The organism is Bradyrhizobium sp. USDA 4486, from assembly GCF_054057995.1.
On sequence record NZ_JBSRZV010000001.1, the window covers coordinates 3,665,421 to 3,681,387 of the forward strand.

Annotated in this window: 13 protein-coding genes; 7 read left to right on the top strand and 6 right to left on the bottom strand. The window is 64.0% G+C overall.

Going from position 1 to position 15,967, the window contains the following annotated elements:
* Positions 1-186: 186 nt before the first annotated feature.
* The 4 genes from ACVWY3_RS18015 to ACVWY3_RS18030 all read left to right on the top strand — a co-directional run bounded on the left by ACVWY3_RS18015 (position 187) and on the right by ACVWY3_RS18030 (position 2,917).
* A complete protein-coding gene (locus ACVWY3_RS18015) occupies positions 187-1,131 on the top strand; it encodes a metallophosphoesterase family protein (RefSeq protein WP_456839659.1) in 945 nt (314 codons plus the stop codon).
* A gap of 19 nt (positions 1,132-1,150) precedes the next feature.
* The gene (locus ACVWY3_RS18020) at positions 1,151-1,489 is read left to right on the top strand and encodes a cupredoxin domain-containing protein (RefSeq protein WP_456839660.1); all 339 of its coding nucleotides are present in this window, start codon (positions 1,151-1,153) and stop codon (positions 1,487-1,489) included.
* Between the two features lie 115 nt (positions 1,490-1,604).
* Positions 1,605-2,153, top strand: a complete 549-nt coding sequence (locus ACVWY3_RS18025) for a sigma-70 family RNA polymerase sigma factor (RefSeq protein WP_456839661.1) — start codon at positions 1,605-1,607, stop codon at positions 2,151-2,153.
* Positions 2,150-2,917, top strand: a complete 768-nt coding sequence (locus tag ACVWY3_RS18030) for an anti-sigma factor family protein (protein ID WP_456839662.1) — start codon at positions 2,150-2,152, stop codon at positions 2,915-2,917. Before ACVWY3_RS18025 ends, ACVWY3_RS18030 begins: the two co-directional genes overlap by 4 nt.
* An 88-nt stretch (positions 2,918-3,005) precedes the next feature.
* On the opposite strand, the gene ACVWY3_RS18035 is transcribed toward ACVWY3_RS18030, so the two are convergent.
* Together ACVWY3_RS18035 and hpnO are read right to left on the bottom strand one after the other, a co-directional pair.
* Entirely contained in the window at positions 3,006-3,410 is a 405-nt protein-coding gene (locus ACVWY3_RS18035) for a GFA family protein (RefSeq protein ID WP_456839663.1), read from the bottom strand.
* A gap of 118 nt (positions 3,411-3,528) precedes the next feature.
* The gene (gene hpnO / locus ACVWY3_RS18040; protein ID WP_456839664.1) at positions 3,529-4,920 is read right to left on the bottom strand and encodes an aminobacteriohopanetriol synthase HpnO; all 1,392 of its coding nucleotides are present in this window, start codon (positions 4,918-4,920) and stop codon (positions 3,529-3,531) included.
* Positions 4,921-5,061: 141 nt separating this feature from the next.
* Between hpnO and ACVWY3_RS18045 the strand changes: the two genes are divergently transcribed.
* Positions 5,062-5,685, top strand: a complete 624-nt coding sequence (locus ACVWY3_RS18045; protein WP_456839665.1) for a DUF2147 domain-containing protein — start codon at positions 5,062-5,064, stop codon at positions 5,683-5,685.
* Here the strand turns inward: ACVWY3_RS18045 and hpnN are convergent.
* Complete coding sequence (hpnN, locus tag ACVWY3_RS18050) at positions 5,653-8,241, bottom strand: hopanoid transporter HpnN (RefSeq protein ID WP_456839666.1); 2,589 nt, start codon at positions 8,239-8,241, stop codon at positions 5,653-5,655. The two genes, ACVWY3_RS18045 and hpnN, sit on opposite strands and share 33 nt — an antisense overlap.
* 459 nt (positions 8,242-8,700) lie before the next feature.
* Here hpnN and ispH point away from each other — a divergent pair, with 459 nt between their 5' ends.
* Both ispH and hpnH read left to right on the top strand, forming a co-directional pair.
* Positions 8,701-9,627, top strand: coding sequence for a 4-hydroxy-3-methylbut-2-enyl diphosphate reductase (gene ispH / locus ACVWY3_RS18055; protein ID WP_456843394.1), 927 nt, complete (start codon positions 8,701-8,703; stop codon positions 9,625-9,627).
* Between the two features lie 36 nt (positions 9,628-9,663).
* Entirely contained in the window at positions 9,664-10,824 is a 1,161-nt protein-coding gene (gene hpnH / locus ACVWY3_RS18060) for an adenosyl-hopene transferase HpnH (RefSeq protein ID WP_456839667.1), read from the top strand.
* Between the two features lie 1,033 nt (positions 10,825-11,857).
* Here the strand turns inward: hpnH and ACVWY3_RS18065 are convergent.
* The 3 genes from ACVWY3_RS18065 to ACVWY3_RS18075 all read right to left on the bottom strand — a co-directional run bounded on the left by ACVWY3_RS18065 (position 11,858) and on the right by ACVWY3_RS18075 (position 15,935).
* Positions 11,858-13,207, bottom strand: coding sequence for a carbohydrate porin (locus ACVWY3_RS18065; RefSeq protein ID WP_456839668.1), 1,350 nt, complete (start codon positions 13,205-13,207; stop codon positions 11,858-11,860).
* 149 nt (positions 13,208-13,356) lie between these two features.
* Positions 13,357-14,415 carry an ABC transporter permease gene (locus ACVWY3_RS18070; RefSeq protein WP_456839669.1) on the bottom strand — a complete coding sequence of 353 codons (1,059 nt, stop codon included), beginning with the start codon at positions 14,413-14,415 and terminating at the stop codon, positions 13,357-13,359.
* Entirely contained in the window at positions 14,412-15,935 is a 1,524-nt protein-coding gene (locus tag ACVWY3_RS18075; RefSeq protein ID WP_456839670.1) for a sugar ABC transporter ATP-binding protein, read from the bottom strand. Before ACVWY3_RS18075 ends, ACVWY3_RS18070 begins: the two co-directional genes overlap by 4 nt.
* Positions 15,936-15,967 lie beyond the last annotated feature (32 nt).

The following is a 15,967-nucleotide window of genomic DNA, read 5'->3' on the forward strand; positions in this document are numbered from 1 at the left end:
CCGGGCCCAATTCACCGCGTACCGTGCGACTTTCTGGGTTCCGGCTCAGCGGAGCAGCGTTGCACGCTGCACCGCGTCCGGGGGAAGAGACCTCCCTCACGAAATCGTCATTGCATTCGGGAATAAGCCTCCCCCTCCCGCAATCACCTCCCCGAAGCCCAATTCCGGGCGACGCGGAGGGATGCGATGAGCGGACACGATCACGGGGACGACGGCGTCAGCCGCCGCAAGGTGCTGGAATGCATGACCTGGGCCGGCACAGGCGTGCTCTGGACCGTCACGGGCGGCGTGCCGCGCTCGCTCGGAATCATCGACTCGGCTGAAGCCGCGACGACGGCCGCGCCCGGCATGACCTTCCTGCAGATCAGCGACAGCCATGTCGGCTTCGACAAGCCGGCCAACCCCAACGCGCTCGGCACGCTGGAGGAGGCCGTCAACAAGATCAACACGATGCCGGCAAAGCCGTCGTTCATGATCCACACCGGCGACATCACGCATCTGTCGAAGGCCGCCGAGTTCGACAATGCCGAGCGCATCATCTCGCAGACCAAGCTCGACGTACACTACGTCCCCGGCGAGCACGACTTCATCGACGAGGAGGTGAAGCTCTACCGCGAGCGCTACGGCCGCGGCACCAAGGGCCACGGCTGGTACTCCTTCGACGCCGACGGCGTCCACTTCATCGGTCTCGTCAACGTCGTCGACCTCAAGGCCGGGGGCCTCGGCAACCTCGGCGCCGAGCAGCTCGCCTGGCTCGCGGACGACCTCCGCGGCAAGTCGAAATCGACGCCGGTCGTGCTGTTCGCCCACATCCCACTCTGGACCGTCTATCCCGAATGGGGCTGGGGCACCGAGGATGGCGGCCGCGCGCTGGAGCTCGTGAAGGGCTTTGGCTCGGTCACCGTGCTCAACGGCCACATCCACCAGGTGATGCAGAAGGTCGAGGGCAACGTCACATTCCATACCGCACGCTCGACCGCCTTCCCGCAGCCGGCGCCGGGAGCCGCCCCCTCGCCCGGACCGATGAAGGTCGAGGACGCAAAACTCCGCTCCATGCTCGGCGTCGCCAGCGTCAACTTCAAACAGAACGAGCAGCGGCTCGCGATCATCGACACGCCGCTCCAGGGCTAAGGTTGAACGGAATCTGACAATGAAGACACTCAATCGCCGCGACTTCAGTGTCGACCTCGGTCTCGCTTTGGCCGCGGCCATCCTGTTGCCCGCAACAAGAGCCCGCGCTGACAACGACCTGGAAGTGCATATCGACAATTTCGTCTTTCAGCCGGCCGAGCTCAAGATCAGGGTCGGCACCACCGTGACCTGGACCAACCGGGACGACATCCCGCACACCGTGGTGTCAGCCGGCAAGTTCAGGTCCAAGACCCTGGACACCGACGACAAGTTCTCGTTCACCTTCACCAATGCGGGCGACTACAAGTATTTTTGTTCGCTGCACCCGCACATGACGGGGATGATCAAGGTTGAGTAACGTCTCCAACCAAGGCATCAACGTCTTGCCCGGCCGGTGGTCCCACGCCGGCCGGGCTCACGCGTCTTCGACCGCGGCCAAAGCGGAAGCAAAACAAGAGGCAAAGCGAGGAGCGATGCCCGCCAAAGACGATCTGCAGAAGGCGCAGCGCTTCCGCGAGGCGGCGCTACCCTATCTCGACGACGTCTATACGCTCGCGCGCTATCTCTTGCGCGACCCCTCCGACGCCGAGGATGCGGTGCAGGAGTGCTATCTGCGCGCACTGAAGCACTTCGACAGCTATCGCGGGCCGGCTATGAAGCCCTGGCTCTTCGCGATCCTGCGCAATGTCTGCAACGCCGAATATGCGCGGCGGGCGCACCGGCCCGGCGCGATCGAGGATACGCCCGGCGCAGCCGAGCAGACGCCGCTCTGGCAGGAGAGCGAAGTAAGCCCGGAAACGGAGGTGCTGCGCAGCCGCGACGCCGGCGCCATCCGCAAGCTGATCGACGCGCTCGCCGAGCCATTTAAGGAGACATTCGTGCTGCGGGAGATCAACAACCTGTCCTATCGTGAAATCGCCGAGGCCGTCGGTGCCCCCGTTGGCACCGTGATGTCCCGCCTCGCCCGCGCTCGCGCCATGCTGCGCGCGGCCTGGACGGCGGAGGAGGAGCACTCGAAATGACCTGCGACGAAGCAAGGATCCTGCTTCACGCGCTGCTCGACAACGAGCTGGACGCCGGCCATGCGCGCGAGGTCGAAGCTCATATCGCGAGCTGCCCGGACTGTGCCACCGAGTTTGGCGCGCAGCGCGAGATGCAGCGCGCGCTCGCCGAGACCGATTTGCGCTACATCGCGCCGGCAAGCCTGCGCAGCCGCATCGAGGCCTCGCTGCCGCAGCCGCAGCGCCAGCAGCCGAGCCGCCGCTCGGTGCTGCGCGGCTTTGCGATGGGCTCGGCGGTCTCCGCGCTGGCCGCCTCCGGCGTCGTCGCCGTGGTGCTGCGCCAGGATGACCAACAGCGCATCCTGTCGGAGGTCGTCTCCGCCCACCTGCGCTCGCTCCAGGCCGGCCACCTCATCGACGTGGTCTCGACCGACCAGCACACGGTGAAGCCGTGGTTCAACGGCAAGCTCGATGTCGCCCCGCCCGTGGTCGATCTCACCGCGCAAGGTTTTACGCTGGTCGGCGGCCGGCTCGACTATATCGACGCGCGCGCCATGGGCGCCGTCGTCTACAAGCGGCGGCAGCACGTGATCAACCTGTTCGTGTCGCAGACCTCGAGCACGGACCACCGTGCGCCGAAGACCGAGAGCATGCAGGGCTTCCACTGCCGCCGCTGGAGCAATCGCGGCCTGAACTTCTGGGCCGTCAGCGATCTCGGCGCCGACGAGCTTGCCGAGTTCGTCGACAAGTTCGAGGCGGCGATGAAGGCGAACGTGGAGGGGTAGCAGTCTTCGCCGTCATTGCGCGGAGCGTTAGCGACGAAGCAATCAAGGCTGCCTCCTTGGAGATAGTCATGCGAGCGCCCGCCCGCCGTTATTCGAGCGGAGGAAATCGTTCGAACACGGGCAGCTCATGCGCCCGCTCCATCCAGCCGATGCGCTCGGCGACCTGGATGTGCATCACTGCCGGAACGGCATCCGGGTCGTCATAGGTGCCGCTCTGGATGTCGATGACGTCGGGCATCAGGTTTTCGTTGACGTAAAACAGTCCCGTGCCGCAATCGGCACAAAAGTGCCGCCGTCCATGCTCCGAGGAGTGATAGATCTTGGGCTGACCGCGCACCACTTTGACTGCTTCGCGCGGATACATCGCCCAGCCGACCATCGGCGCTCCGGAATGGCGACGGCAATCCGTACAATGACAGAGCGCGTGCACGATCGTGTCGCCGTTCACCTCGTAGCGGATCGCACCGCAATGACAGCCGCCAGTTACAGGCATCGCGCAACTCCTCTCCCGGTCAGGTCAATGCCGGGAAAGTTAGGTGCCGATTTGGAGTTTCAGGAGGCGGACTGTTTCGACAGGTCGCACGTCGCGACATCAGGCCGCGGCGGAGACTTTAAGCCGACCGCCGCACCGCGTTGTCCACCAGCGTCTTGCCCAGCGACCAGATCGCGCCGGGGACCTTGTGGCTGCCGGCGATAACGTCGTCGAACGCGCGCTCGATCCAGTTGCAGTCTTCTTCGGTGATGGTGAGCGGCGGCAGCAGCTTGATGGTGTGGCTGCCGTGGCCGGCGACCTGGGTGAGGATCTTGTGATCCTTGAACAGCGGCACGGTGATGAGCTGGCAGAACAGACCCTTGTTGGCGGTCTCCAGCACGTTCCAGGAGGCGCGCAGGCGCAGCGACTTCGGCGGGCCGAACTCGACGCCGATCATCAGGCCCTTACCGCGCACTTCCTTCATCAGCTCGTAGCCGGGCACCATGCGGGTCAGCGCGAGGCGCAACTCGGCGCCGCGCTTGGCGGCGGACTCGATCAACTTCTCGGACTCCATGACATCGAGCGTGGCGATGCCCGCGGCCATCGCAAGGTCGTTCTTGGAGAAGGTCGAACCGTGCACCACAGCGCGGTCCATCTGATTGAAGATCTTGTCGAAGATGCTCTTGCGCGTCAGCACGGCACCCACCGGCACATGGCCGCCGGACAGCGACTTCGACAGCAGCACCATGTCGGGCTCGACGTTCCAGTGCTCGACCGCAAGGAAGCGGCCGGTGCGGCCCATGCCGGTCTGGATCTCGTCGGCGACGAACAGCGTGCCGTACTTCTTGCAGAGCGCGGCTGCGCCCGGCAGGAACTCGTCGGTGGGCATGTTGACGCCCTTGCCCTGGATCGGCTCGACGATGAAGGCTGCGATCTCGCGCGAGGCCAGCGCCTTTTCCAGCGCGGCCAGATCGTTGAACGGGATCGACGTGCAGCCCGGCAGCAGCGGCTCGAAGCCGGTGCGGAAGTTCGAATCGCCCGTCAGCGACAGCGCGCCATAGGTCAGGCCGTGATAGCCATGGGCGCAATAGACGATGCCGGGACGCCCCGTCGCGCCGCGGGCAAACTTGATCGCCGCTTCGACGCATTCGGCACCGGAATTGGCGAAGAATGCCTTGTCGAGATAGGGAACGTATTTCAGGAGGCGCTCGGCTAGCACGCCGGCCAGCGTCGAGACGTCGAACTGGACGAGATTGGGCAAATCGGCATCGAGCACGCTCTTGAGCGCCTCCCGCATGACCGGATGATTGCGTCCGATCGCGAACACGCCGAATCCGGACAACAGGTCGAGATAGCGCGCCCCGTCGCGGTCGTAGAGGTACTGCCCCTGGCCCTTCTGGAAGCCGACATCGTAGCCGATGGTCTTGAGAACCCGGACGAACTGCTCGTTCAAGTACCGGTTATGCAGGGCGCTGCGCTGGGCCTGCCGGTCCGCGAACAGCTGAGACATGTCTGGATTTGGACTGTGCATCCGCTACATACTTCGGTTGAGGGCCGTCTCGTCAACTGAAAACGGACCGTTACTGAAAACGGTCTATGCGGCCTTTTGCCCTTTTTCGGACCATCTTCGCAAGCACAGCTTTAGACCATGTTGCACTGCCAAGGAACTCTCATGCGTTTCGCCCATTACACCGGACTAATACTGGTTGGCGGTTACACTTGCCTGACCCCCGCACTCGCCGCGGACCCGACCGGCGACTGGCGGGTCGCGGACGGCGTCGCCAACATCCGTGTCGCCCAATGCAATGGCAGCATGTGGGGCGCGGTTTCCTGGGAGAAACAGCCCGGCGGCCGCGACGAGAACAATCCGGATGTGTCAAAAAAGAACAGGCCGACGCTGGGCATGCCGACCCTGATCGACATGAAGAAGAAGCCCAGCGTCGATCAGTGGGAAGGACAGGTCTACAACGCCAAGGACGGCCAGCTCTACAGCGCGACCATCACCCCTGTCGGAACCGACCAGCTCGAAATCAAGGGCTGCGTGATGGGCTTTCTCTGCGGCGGCGAGACCTGGACCCGGGTCGGCCCCCCGATCCCCTTGAGCACAGCCAACGCCATGGCGAAGGGTGGACCGAAGTCCGCCGCGCCGAAAGCCCAGGGCGCCCCGGCCACGACGGGCGCCGCAGCCGCCGCGCCCGCAGCCCCGAAGACCGCCGCCAAGCCCGGCCAGAAGAGTGCCACCGACGCGGTCGGCGACATCTGCCTACTCCCTGAGATTGCGGGGTTTGCCCATTAGGGCCGGCTGGAACAGCAGCACGGCGGCAAGCGTCGTCACCAGCGAGAGTGCGAGCAGCTTGCCCATGCTGGACGTACCGGGATGGCTCGACAGCCACAGGCTGCCGAATGCAGTCGCCGTCGTCAGTGCACTGAAGAAGATTGCTCGCGTGAGACTGGTCTGGAGCAGGTTCGTTCTGCCCGAGCGCCAGGCCACTACATAATAGATCTTGAAGGCGACGCCGACGCCGAGCAGCAGCGGGAACGCGACGATGTTGGCGAAGTTGAGCGGCAAGCCGATCAAAACGCAGATCTCGAGCGTCACCGCGCCGGCCACCAGCAGCGGCACCAGCGTCATCAGCACGTCGACGAACCGCCGCAGCGTGATCCACAGCAGCAGGCCGATCACCAATAGTGCGTAGATGCCGGCGTGGATGAACGCCCTCACCACAGTGTCGCCGGACTTCAGGATCGAGACCGGTCCGCCGATCGCGGTCGGCTCGGCCGCGAGCACCGCGGCGGCAAATCTGCGTAACGTCTCGTTGTCGTTGGGATCGCCCTTGGGCAGCGCCTCGACGCGGATGACGCCGTCCTTGCTCTTCCAGGCGCTGACGAGATCGGGCGGCAGCGAGGCCAGCGTGACGGGACCTGCCTGCATCGCGTTCCTGAGCTGGTCGAACACGATCTTCATCGGCGTGACGAACACGTCCTGCGCCTTGTTGCGCGTGGCCTCGTCGCCATTGGCAAGCTTCTCGAGCGCGTCCGCCAGCCGGCGCGAGGCGACCGCGCCGGGCCCCTTCGCATCACCGGCAGTCCGGCGCAGATTGTCGACCGAGGATTTCAGCGCCTCGATATTTTCCTGATCCGTCGGTGCTGCATCGATCTGGTCGGGGTTGAGCGCGGGGTTCAGCACCTTGGCACCTTGCGCGATCAGCTTCAGCTTCGGTTGCTGGTCCTGCGGCACGAAGCTGTCGAGCGACATCACCCGCAGCACCTCCGGAACCTTCTCCAGCCTCGCCTCGACCTGCCTTGCCTGCTCCTCCGACGTGGTCATCACATTGATGGCATTGGCGCCGGTGTTGGGATCCTTGCGCAGGTCGAGGAAGGTCGCGATCGATTCGGCATGCGGGTTGCGCAGATTCATCGGGTTGAAGTCGAACTTCATGAAATAGAGCAGCGGCAGGCCGGCGACCGCGAGCAGCAGCGTACCGCCGACGACCAGCACACGGTGCTTCTCCAGGAAATGATCGAGCGGTGCCAGGAAGGCGTAGCCGACCGGCTCCTTCTCGCCGGGCGGGTTCAGCAGCTTCAAGAGCGCCGGCAAGACGGTGATCGAGGAGATGAACGCCACCAGCATGCCGACGCCGGCGATCTGGCCCAGCTCGGCGATGCCCTTGTAGTCGGTAGGGATGAAGCAGAGGAAGCCGGCCGCGGTGGCCATCGCAGCCAGCGACAGCGGGATCGCGGAACGTCTGGCGGCAAGCACCAGCGCCTTGCGGAGATCATCGACCTTGTAACGCTCAGAGCGGTAACGGACGCTGTATTGGATACCGAAATCGACGCCGAGGCCGACGAACAGCACTGCAAACGCAATCGATAGCAGATTGAGCGAGCCGACCATCATCAGGCCGGCGGCCGTGGTGATCGCGAGGCCGACGAAGAGATTGACGAACACGGCGAAGATGATCTTCGCCGAATGCAGCGCCAGCCACAGGATGAAGAGCACGACCAGAACGGTGCCGATGCCGTTGACGACAGCGCCCTCCTGGACGGTCGCGTATTCCTCATTGGCGATCGGGACCGGACCGGTCAGCCGCACGCGCGCGTGGTATTTGGTCGCGAAATCTAGCTCCGCCGCCGCCTTGCGGATCGCATCGGTGGCGTCCTTGCCGGGCTCCAGCGCGTTGTAGTCGAGGATCGGCTTGAACTCGATGAAGGCGCGCCTGTCCGAATCCGACAGTGGCTGGTCGCTGACGAGCTCGCGCCAGGAGAAGGTCGCATTGCCCTTGTTGAGCACGGTCTCGACGGTCTGCGCGATCTGGTTGAAGGGCCGCTCGGTGCTGTCGAGCTTCACCTGCCCGCGCTTGACGCCGGCAAGCCCGGTCTCGAGCGCCCCGGTCAGGCCGCGGATCGAGGGATCGCCGGCCATGATCTCGATCAGGGGCGCCGCGGATTCGAACTGGCTGGTCGCCTTGGCAACCTCTTCGGTCGGCAGGAACAACAGGCCGTTGCGCTCGAAGAACTCGCCGGTGCCGAGCTGCTGCATCGACACGAAATTGGTCTTGTCGTCTTTCAGCTTGGCATAGAGCGCGTCCGCCGCGGCGGTCGTCAGCTCGGGCGTTGCGGCCTCAACGACCGCGAGAATGGTCGCGTCGCGGTCGAAGGCGCGGTCGAACTGCTGGTCGCGCTGGCGCCAGTCGAGGTTTTGGGAAATCAGCGAATTGATGTCGGTGTTGATGGCGAAGTGCCGCGCGGCGTAATAGCCCGCGCCGACCGACAGCAGGAGCCCGAGAACGACGACGGGAGAGGCAAGCCGGGTGCAGGCCCTGACGATGGCAACGACTACGCTTTGCAGCACATCTTTTCTTTCTGGTGAAACAGCTTGCCGAAAACGCCCGCTGTTTATCGGAGTTCCCGGGCGAAACCTATTGCTGTTTTGAGTGGCTCTCGCCGCACCAAGGTTCGAGGTAAACGGCGAAGTTCCGCAGCGAAACCATGCGGGGCGGTCGGTATAGCCGGGGAGTTGAGGCGGGAAAGTGGCGATCCGGTGAGCACAAGGCCGCTGTTTTGCTCACCGGAGCGCCCATATCATATTACCGGGCATCTGCGGGAGCCAGGGAACCCGGGCCCGTCGGCCTTTCCTTGTTGCCGATTTTTTGACACAAAGTATTGCGCCTCCATACGCCGGAACCCCGACGAGGGTGGGTGGTTACCGCGTGCGCGAACCAATGGTGCGGTTATTGCACCTGATTGGTCAGGAACGGGGTGCCGCCGGGGACTTGAAGCGGATTGGTGCAACTTGCGTGATGGGCGTCCTATGGAAGTTTACCTAGCGCAACCGCGCGGCTTCTGCGCGGGCGTGGTGCGTGCGATCGAGATCGTGGAACGGGCGCTGGAGAAGTACGGCCCGCCCGTCTACGTGCGCCATGAGATCGTGCACAACAAGTACGTGGTCGAGAGCCTGAAGAACAAGGGTGCGATCTTCGTCGAGGAGCTGTCCGAGGTTCCGCCGAAGGCCGTGACCGTGTTCAGCGCCCACGGCGTCGCGCGCAGCGTCCAGGAGGAGGCCGCCGCGCGGGACCTTCCGGTGCTCAATGCCACCTGCCCGCTGGTCACGAAAGTTCACAATCACGGGAAGCGCTACATCGCCAAGGGTCGGACCCTGATCCTGATCGGCCATGCCGGCCACCCCGAGGTGGAGGGCACCATGGGCCAGGTTCCAGGGCCTGTTCTGCTGGTCCAGAGCGTTGACGAGGCAAACAGCCTGACGCTGCCGGCGGATACGCCATTGGCCTATATCACCCAGACCACCCTGTCGGTCGACGACACCAAGGACATCATTGCGGCCCTCCAGGCCCGCTTTACAGATATTCAAGGTCCGGATATCCGGGATATCTGCTATGCGACACAGAACCGCCAATCTGCGGTAAGGGACTTGAGCAAGCTGGTCGACGTGATCTTGGTGGTGGGCGCTGCCAATAGCTCGAATTCGAACCGGCTCCGCGAAATCGGCACTGAGGCCGGCGTCGCGAGTTATTTGATTGCCGACGGCAGCGAGCTCAATCCGGAGTGGTTGAAGAATGCGAGGACCGTCGGCGTCACGGCTGGCGCTTCGGCGCCCGAGGTGCTCGTGGATGACGTGATCGACGCGATGCGGCGAATCGGACCGGTGAAGGTCCAGGTGCTGCCGGGCCGCGAGGAAAACATCGAATTCAGGCTTCCGGCCGAACTGGCTGCGAGCTGACCTACCCCGAATTCCAAGCCCAGAAAGAAACGTGCAATGGCTATCCCCTTCTTCAAGGAAATGCGTATCGGCGGCTATTTGCTCAAGCAGAAACTGCTTGGCCGCAAACGCTATCCGCTCGTGCTGATGCTGGAGCCGCTGTTCCGCTGCAACCTCGCCTGCGTCGGCTGCGGCAAGATCGATTATCCCGATGCGATCCTCAACCGCCGCATGACCGCGCAGGAGTGCTGGGACGCGGCCGACGAGTGCGGCGCGCCGATGGTGGCCATTCCCGGCGGCGAGCCGCTGATCCACAAGGAGATCGGCGAGATCGTGCGCGGCCTCGTCGCGCGCAAGAAGTTCGTCTCGCTCTGCACCAACGCGCTGCTGCTCGAGAAGAAGCTCGACCTGTTCGAGCCCTCGCCCTACCTGTTCTTCTCGGTCCATCTCGACGGCCTGCGCGACCATCACGACAAGGCGGTGTCGCAGAAGGGCGTGTTCGACCGCGCCATCTCCGCGATCAAGGCGGCCAAGGCGCGCGGCTTCACTGTCAACGTCAACGCCACCATCTTCGACGGCCATCCGGCCGAGGAGATCGCGAAGTTCCTCGACCTCACCGTCGAGCTCGGCGTCGGCGTCTCGATGTCGCCGGGCTACGCCTATGAGCGCGCCCCGGACCAGGAGCACTTCCTCAACCGCACCAAGACCAAGAAGCTGTTCCGCGACGTCTTCGCGATGGGCAAGGGCAAGAAGTGGAACTTCATGCATTCCAGCCTGTTCCTCGACTTCCTTGCCGGCAACCAGGAATACGAGTGCACGCCGTGGGGCATGCCCGCGCGCAATATCTTCGGCTGGCAGAAGCCCTGCTACCTGCTCGGTGAAGGCTACGCAAAGACCTTCAAGGAGCTGATGGAGACCACCGACTGGGACAGCTACGGCACCGGTCGCTACGAGAAGTGCGCCGACTGTATGGCCCATTGCGGCTACGAGCCGACGGCGGCGACCGCAGCCCTCAACAACCCGCTGAAGGCGATGTGGGTGTCGCTGCGCGGCATCAAGACCACAGGTCCCATGGCGCCGGAGATCGACCTCAGCAAGCAGCGCCCGGCGCAGTACATCTTCTCCGAGCAGGTCCAGAAGAAGCTTTCGGAGATCCGCAAGGACGAGGCCGAAGCCGCCGCGGCGAAGGCTGCGCGGAAGGCTTCGACGGCGGCGTAAGTCGCGCACGATCACATCTCACGACGAAAGCCCGGCCGCCAGCGCGTCCGGGCTTTTTTCTTTTGCGCAGGTTTCGTGAGGCTTGGAGGCACGCCGTTCACCCCAGCCTCCATGGCACCGGCTTGCTTTTCCATCAGCTCTGTTCCGAGCAGACACACCTGCGCGTTCTCGCGGCTTCTTTCGCCCGAGCTTTGCTGTTCGTTTCGCCCCATGAAAGCCAGGGGCGCAGGGAAGGCCGGGCGCCGGCGGCACCCGCGGTCCGCGTGCATCAAAAAACGCACACGGGGTGGATCACAGGTGATGCCGGTCGCCCGGCCTTCCCTGCGCGGATGGTTTTAACGGTGTCCTTCGTGCTCTCCTCGGGGAGCGTTGCACTATTGCCCCCGTCGCCTCGCCGCTGATCGATGCGCGCGCCGGTTGGCCGCCACATCACCGCGAAGCTTGACGCCAGAACCCCGGGCGTCGGGACCACACGACTTCTCCGTCCGCGGACGACCCTGCCGGAAGCATCCGAGGCTCGCGTGTGCTCACCTCCGAGATCCAGCCAAGCCGCTGTGACCGCGCCGTGTCGTATCGCGTCGGGCCTGACTCACGGTTGCCCGCCCTGTCATCGACTTCGCGCCGGCGCTGCCGCGTCCACCGCCCCCCGGTCCGCATCTCGTGACGATCGCGAAGCGCCCCTCTGGCAGGGCCGGGATAGCCGCTCTATGCCACAAATCCGAAATTCTGGAAAGAAGAATTTTTTTGCGGGAAGGGATTGACGAGTGTTCCGGTGTTTTGCCCGACGGGTCATTTTGTTTCGCAAGGGCTCAGCCCAGCCTACGGAGTGGCGCAGCAAAGCCAAAAGGCCCGGTCGCTACCGCGACAGGGCCCTTTGTTTTGTCCCGCTCAAGCGCCAAGGAGAAGGCCGGAGCGAGTTGCGGGGGGCTACGCTCCCTCCCCTCCTTGGTGGGTTGGGCCGCCTTCATGCCAAGGTGAATAACAACCACCCATGCATGCCACTGGCTTTCGCATCAGCTGTATCAGCGCCACATCAGAAGTGAACCTCGGTGCGCATGCCGAGAACCACGGCATTGTCGGTCTTCACGCCAGCGGCGTTATAGCCGCGCCCGCCGGGATTGATCACATATTGCGCGTCGAACTTGAGGTTCAGCCAGCCGGTCGCCTGCCATCCGTACCAGACTTCGAGCGGCACTTCGTTGCCGCCGGCGTTGGGGCTGAAGGCCGCCGAATTCACATGGGTCGTGCCCACCGCGAAGCCGACTTCGTCCTGGGGACGCCAGGAAAAGGTTCCGGTGTGCCTGAAGCCCAGCGCGATCTGGTAGTCCTGGAACGCTGTCCTGTGATCGGCGACGGTCGTATTGAGGAAGGTGTACCAACCGACCGCCCCGGGCCCGTCAACGGTCAAGCGCTGCAGGATCGACTCATAGACGCCGTAGCGGCCTCTTCTATCTCCCAGAAACTGGTCCGGGACACCACCGACACCGGGGATGACCTGAACGATACCCGGGAGGCCACCATCGATCGTCGAGGCACTGTCATACCAGCCGCCGACTCTCCAGGTCCCGTTCAGGGGACCTTTCGGCGCCCAGACCAACTCCACCGGCACCAGCACGCCCGAGGCAGGGCTTGAGCGAGGGACGCCCGGCAAGAAGTAGGTGCTGGGCTCCGACGTCGTCAAATAATTCGGATTGGCGTCGTAGACGCCGACCGACAATTGGAAATCCTTGGCGAAGTTGTAGTGGACGACACCGGCCCATTGGCTCACCGGCCAGTTATAGATGTAGCCGCCCTGGATGTTGCCGGGCTGGCCGCCGCAGAAGGTCAGGTTGATGAACTCGCACAGACCGAAGAAGAAGTCGGAGCCGACTGGTAGACGGCCGCCCTTGAGTTCAAGCTGATCATTGAAAAGCTTCTGCGAGTAATAGAGTTGGGTCAGGCGAAGGATATTTCCGCGGCCGAAAACTTCGTTGGTCAGCTGCAAGGCCGGAATGCCCGCCTCGGAATTCAGGTTGTCGCCGAAACGCTGGACCAGCGTGAGGCCGACCGTGCCGCCCGGAATGCCGGCAAGCTTCGCCATATCGAGCTTGGCACCGAACCACAATTGTCCAGCGTTGGCCGCGGTGTTCCTATCTCCTCCCGACAGGTTGCCGACGGTTTCATTACCCAGCGTCAGGCCGATATCGATGCCCTGCTCCTTCAGCCTCGTTCTGCCGAGATCGCCGAACAGATAGGGTCTCGTCCAGAAGTCGTCGGCGTCCGCATAGGGAAGAGGCGCAGCTTTCGTTGGAAAATCGGCCGCGTGTACCGCACCGCCCAACAGCGATGATAAAGCAATCCCCACACCGCATGCACATGCTGTGTTCATAACCTTGCGCAACATTTCTCGTGTCCTCCCGCCATCTCAGGCTTTGTCGTTCGTGCCTCGCGTTCCTGCCCAAGCCCTCGAGCCTGGAACGCGCTCGTTCCCAGTACACACCGTCGCAGCCGCGCGCCCACGAAACCGCTCAGTGTCAACTGGAGCCGAATCCCTCATGCCTGGTCGCCTGTTCTCGCCGGCAGCGCGTCCACGCCGCGCGGTGCTGCGCTCTGCTGTCGTTCAAATGCCGATCTCGGGGCCGCGCGGGCGAGGCCGGCCAGCGCCATCTTGCGCCGCCGCCGGGCCTGCAACTGATGATCCGCCAACACGCCGATCAGAATCACCGTTCCCATCACCGCAAAGTTCAAGGAATTAGGAATGCCCAGGATATTCACGAGGTTCTGCAGCACCTGCAGCAGCGCCGTGCCGAGCACGATACCGAGGATGGAGCCCTCGCCGCCGCGCAGGCTGCACCCGCCGAGGACGGCAGCCGCGATCGCGTAGAGCTCATAGAAATTGCCGAAGGAGCTCGGCGACACCGAGTTCGTGTAGAACACGAACAAGACCGTTGAAACGCCGGCGAGCCCGCCGCTGATGATATAGGCGGTTGCGATCACGATATTCGTGTTGATGCCCGAGAAGCGCGCCGCTTCCTCGTTCTTGCCGACGGCATAGAGCCAGCGCCCGTAGACCGAGCGGTGCAGCAGCACGCCAAGAACGAGCGCAAGGATGATCAGAAGGATGAAGGTGTTCGGGATGCCCGCCACATTGCCGGAGGCAATGCTGCTCAGCGTCCCGGCCTCGTCGCCGTAGCCGAAGCCGCGTGTCGAGTCGCTCGTGTAGTAGCGGGCGGCGCCGCGATAGATCAGCAACCCGCACAGCGTCACGATGAAGGGCTGCATCTTCAACCGGGTGACGAGGAAACCCTGGACTGCTCCCAGCACCAGCCCGCCCAGCAACACGGCCAGCAGCGCCAGAGGCCAGGGAACCTGATAAGTCGTCAGAAGGTCGATGAACACGACCCCGAGCAGCGCGAACATCGACCCGAGCGAGAGATCGATGCCGCCGGTGATGATCACCAGCCCCTCGCCGAGCGCGAACACGCCGAACAGGCCGATCAGGTTGGCCATGTTCAGCAGGTTCACCAGCGACAGGAAGGCCGGATTGATCGCGCCGGTGACGGCGGAAATCACCAGCAGCAGCAAGCCGAGCCCAAGTTCTTTCTTGTTCATGGTGCAGCCGCCACGATGTCCGGCGCCTGGCCGATTGCAAGCCGCAACACGTTGTATTCGCTGAACTGCGGGCGCTCCAGCACACCGCTGACGCTGCCTTCGTGCATCACCGCGATCCGGTCGGAGACGCCTATGACCTCCTCCATGTCCGAAGAAATCATCACGATCGCAACGCCCTGGTCGGCGAGCTCGCGCATCAACGCGTAGATCTCGCTCTTGGCACCGACATCGACGCCACGTGTCGGCTCGTCGAAGAACATCACGCGCGGCTGCATGGAAAGCCACTTGCCAAGCACGACCTTTTGCTGGTTGCCGCCCGAGAGCGTCACGGCCTCCATATCGATGCTGGGCACCTTGATGGAAAGGCGCCTCACCTGCTCTTTGGCGACCTTGCGCTCGGCCGGGCCGCTGACCAGCCACATCCGCGCATAATTCAGCAGGCTGGCGAGCGTCACGTTCTCCCGGATCGGCAGCTCCAGCACGAGCCCGGATTTCTTGCGGTCCTCCGGCATCAGATAGATACCTTGCCTGATCGCGTCCTGTGGCGATGCGACATCGACCGGCGTGTTGTCGATCCTGATCTCGCCGCCCAGCGGCGGGTCAATGCCGAAAGCCGCGCGGGCCAAGGAGGTGCGACCGGCGCCTACGAGCCCCGCCAGTCCGAGGATCTCGCCATGCCGCACTGAAAGATCGATCTGCCGGTCGGGAAAGGCCGATGTCACGAGGCCGACGATGTCGCAGCCGCCCGGCCGCGGCGGCCGCTTCGGCGGCGTATGCAGCGCTTTCAGGTCGCGACCGATCATCAGCCGGATCATTGCGGCGTGGCTCAGCCCGTCCCGCGCCAGCTCTCCCACCGTACGCCCGTCGCGGAGCACCACGACGCGGTCGGCGCAGGTCATGATCTCGCCGAGCCGGTGAGAGATGTAGATCACCGAGATGCCGTGCGCCTTCAGATCGGCAATCACCTCCAGCAGCCGTTCAGTCTCCGAAATCGTCAGGCTGGAGGTCGGCTCGTCCATGATGATCACGCGGGCGTCGATCGAGAGCGCCTTGGCGATCTCCACCAGCTGACGCTCGGCGATCGACAGGTTGTCGACCAGCGTCTCCGGAGTGAAATCGGCGCCCAGCCGCTCCAGCAGCGGCGTCACGCGGGCGCGCATCTCCGCGTTGTCCACCAGCTTCAGCGGACCGCCCATCAGCCTCTCGCGTCCGATGAAGACGTTGGCGGCGACGTCGAGGTTTTCGAAAAGGTTCAGCTCCTGATGCACGAAGGCGATGCCGGCCTGCGTCGCCTCGTTCACCGTCAGACGGACGTGCTCGGTGCCGCCGATGCGGATCACGCCCTCACTCGGCGCGATCACGCCACCCAGCACGCGCATCAGCGTCGATTTGCCGGCGCCGTTCTCGCCGATCAGACCCAACACCTCGCCGCGATACACACGCAGGCTGACGTCGTCGAGGGCCATGACCCCGGGATAGGACTTGCTGATCCCGGCGAGTTCGAACAGGATTTCCGCCATTCATTTCCTCCCGCCCGACGCCCGACGGCCGT

What these genes read in the sequence shown, in the direction of transcription:
- hpnH (WP_456839667.1), top strand. Translation starts at nt 9,664, where the DNA reads ATGGCTATCCCCTTCTTCAAGGAAATGCGTATCGGCGGCTATTTGCTC.
- ACVWY3_RS18075 (WP_456839670.1), bottom strand. Translation starts at nt 15,935, where the DNA reads ATGGCGGAAATCCTGTTCGAACTCGCCGGGATCAGCAAGTCCTATCCC.
- ACVWY3_RS18030 (WP_456839662.1), top strand. Translation starts at nt 2,150, where the DNA reads ATGACCTGCGACGAAGCAAGGATCCTGCTTCACGCGCTGCTCGACAAC.
- ACVWY3_RS18035 (WP_456839663.1), bottom strand. Translation starts at nt 3,410, where the DNA reads ATGCCTGTAACTGGCGGCTGTCATTGCGGTGCGATCCGCTACGAGGTG.
- ACVWY3_RS18015 (WP_456839659.1), top strand. Translation starts at nt 187, where the DNA reads ATGAGCGGACACGATCACGGGGACGACGGCGTCAGCCGCCGCAAGGTG.
- ACVWY3_RS18025 (WP_456839661.1), top strand. Translation starts at nt 1,605, where the DNA reads ATGCCCGCCAAAGACGATCTGCAGAAGGCGCAGCGCTTCCGCGAGGCG.
- ACVWY3_RS18020 (WP_456839660.1), top strand. Translation starts at nt 1,151, where the DNA reads ATGAAGACACTCAATCGCCGCGACTTCAGTGTCGACCTCGGTCTCGCT.
- ACVWY3_RS18070 (WP_456839669.1), bottom strand. Translation starts at nt 14,415, where the DNA reads ATGAACAAGAAAGAACTTGGGCTCGGCTTGCTGCTGCTGGTGATTTCC.
- hpnO (WP_456839664.1), bottom strand. Translation starts at nt 4,920, where the DNA reads ATGCACAGTCCAAATCCAGACATGTCTCAGCTGTTCGCGGACCGGCAG.
- ispH (WP_456843394.1), top strand. Translation starts at nt 8,701, where the DNA reads ATGGAAGTTTACCTAGCGCAACCGCGCGGCTTCTGCGCGGGCGTGGTG.
- ACVWY3_RS18065 (WP_456839668.1), bottom strand. Translation starts at nt 13,207, where the DNA reads ATGTTGCGCAAGGTTATGAACACAGCATGTGCATGCGGTGTGGGGATT.
- ACVWY3_RS18045 (WP_456839665.1), top strand. Translation starts at nt 5,062, where the DNA reads ATGCGTTTCGCCCATTACACCGGACTAATACTGGTTGGCGGTTACACT.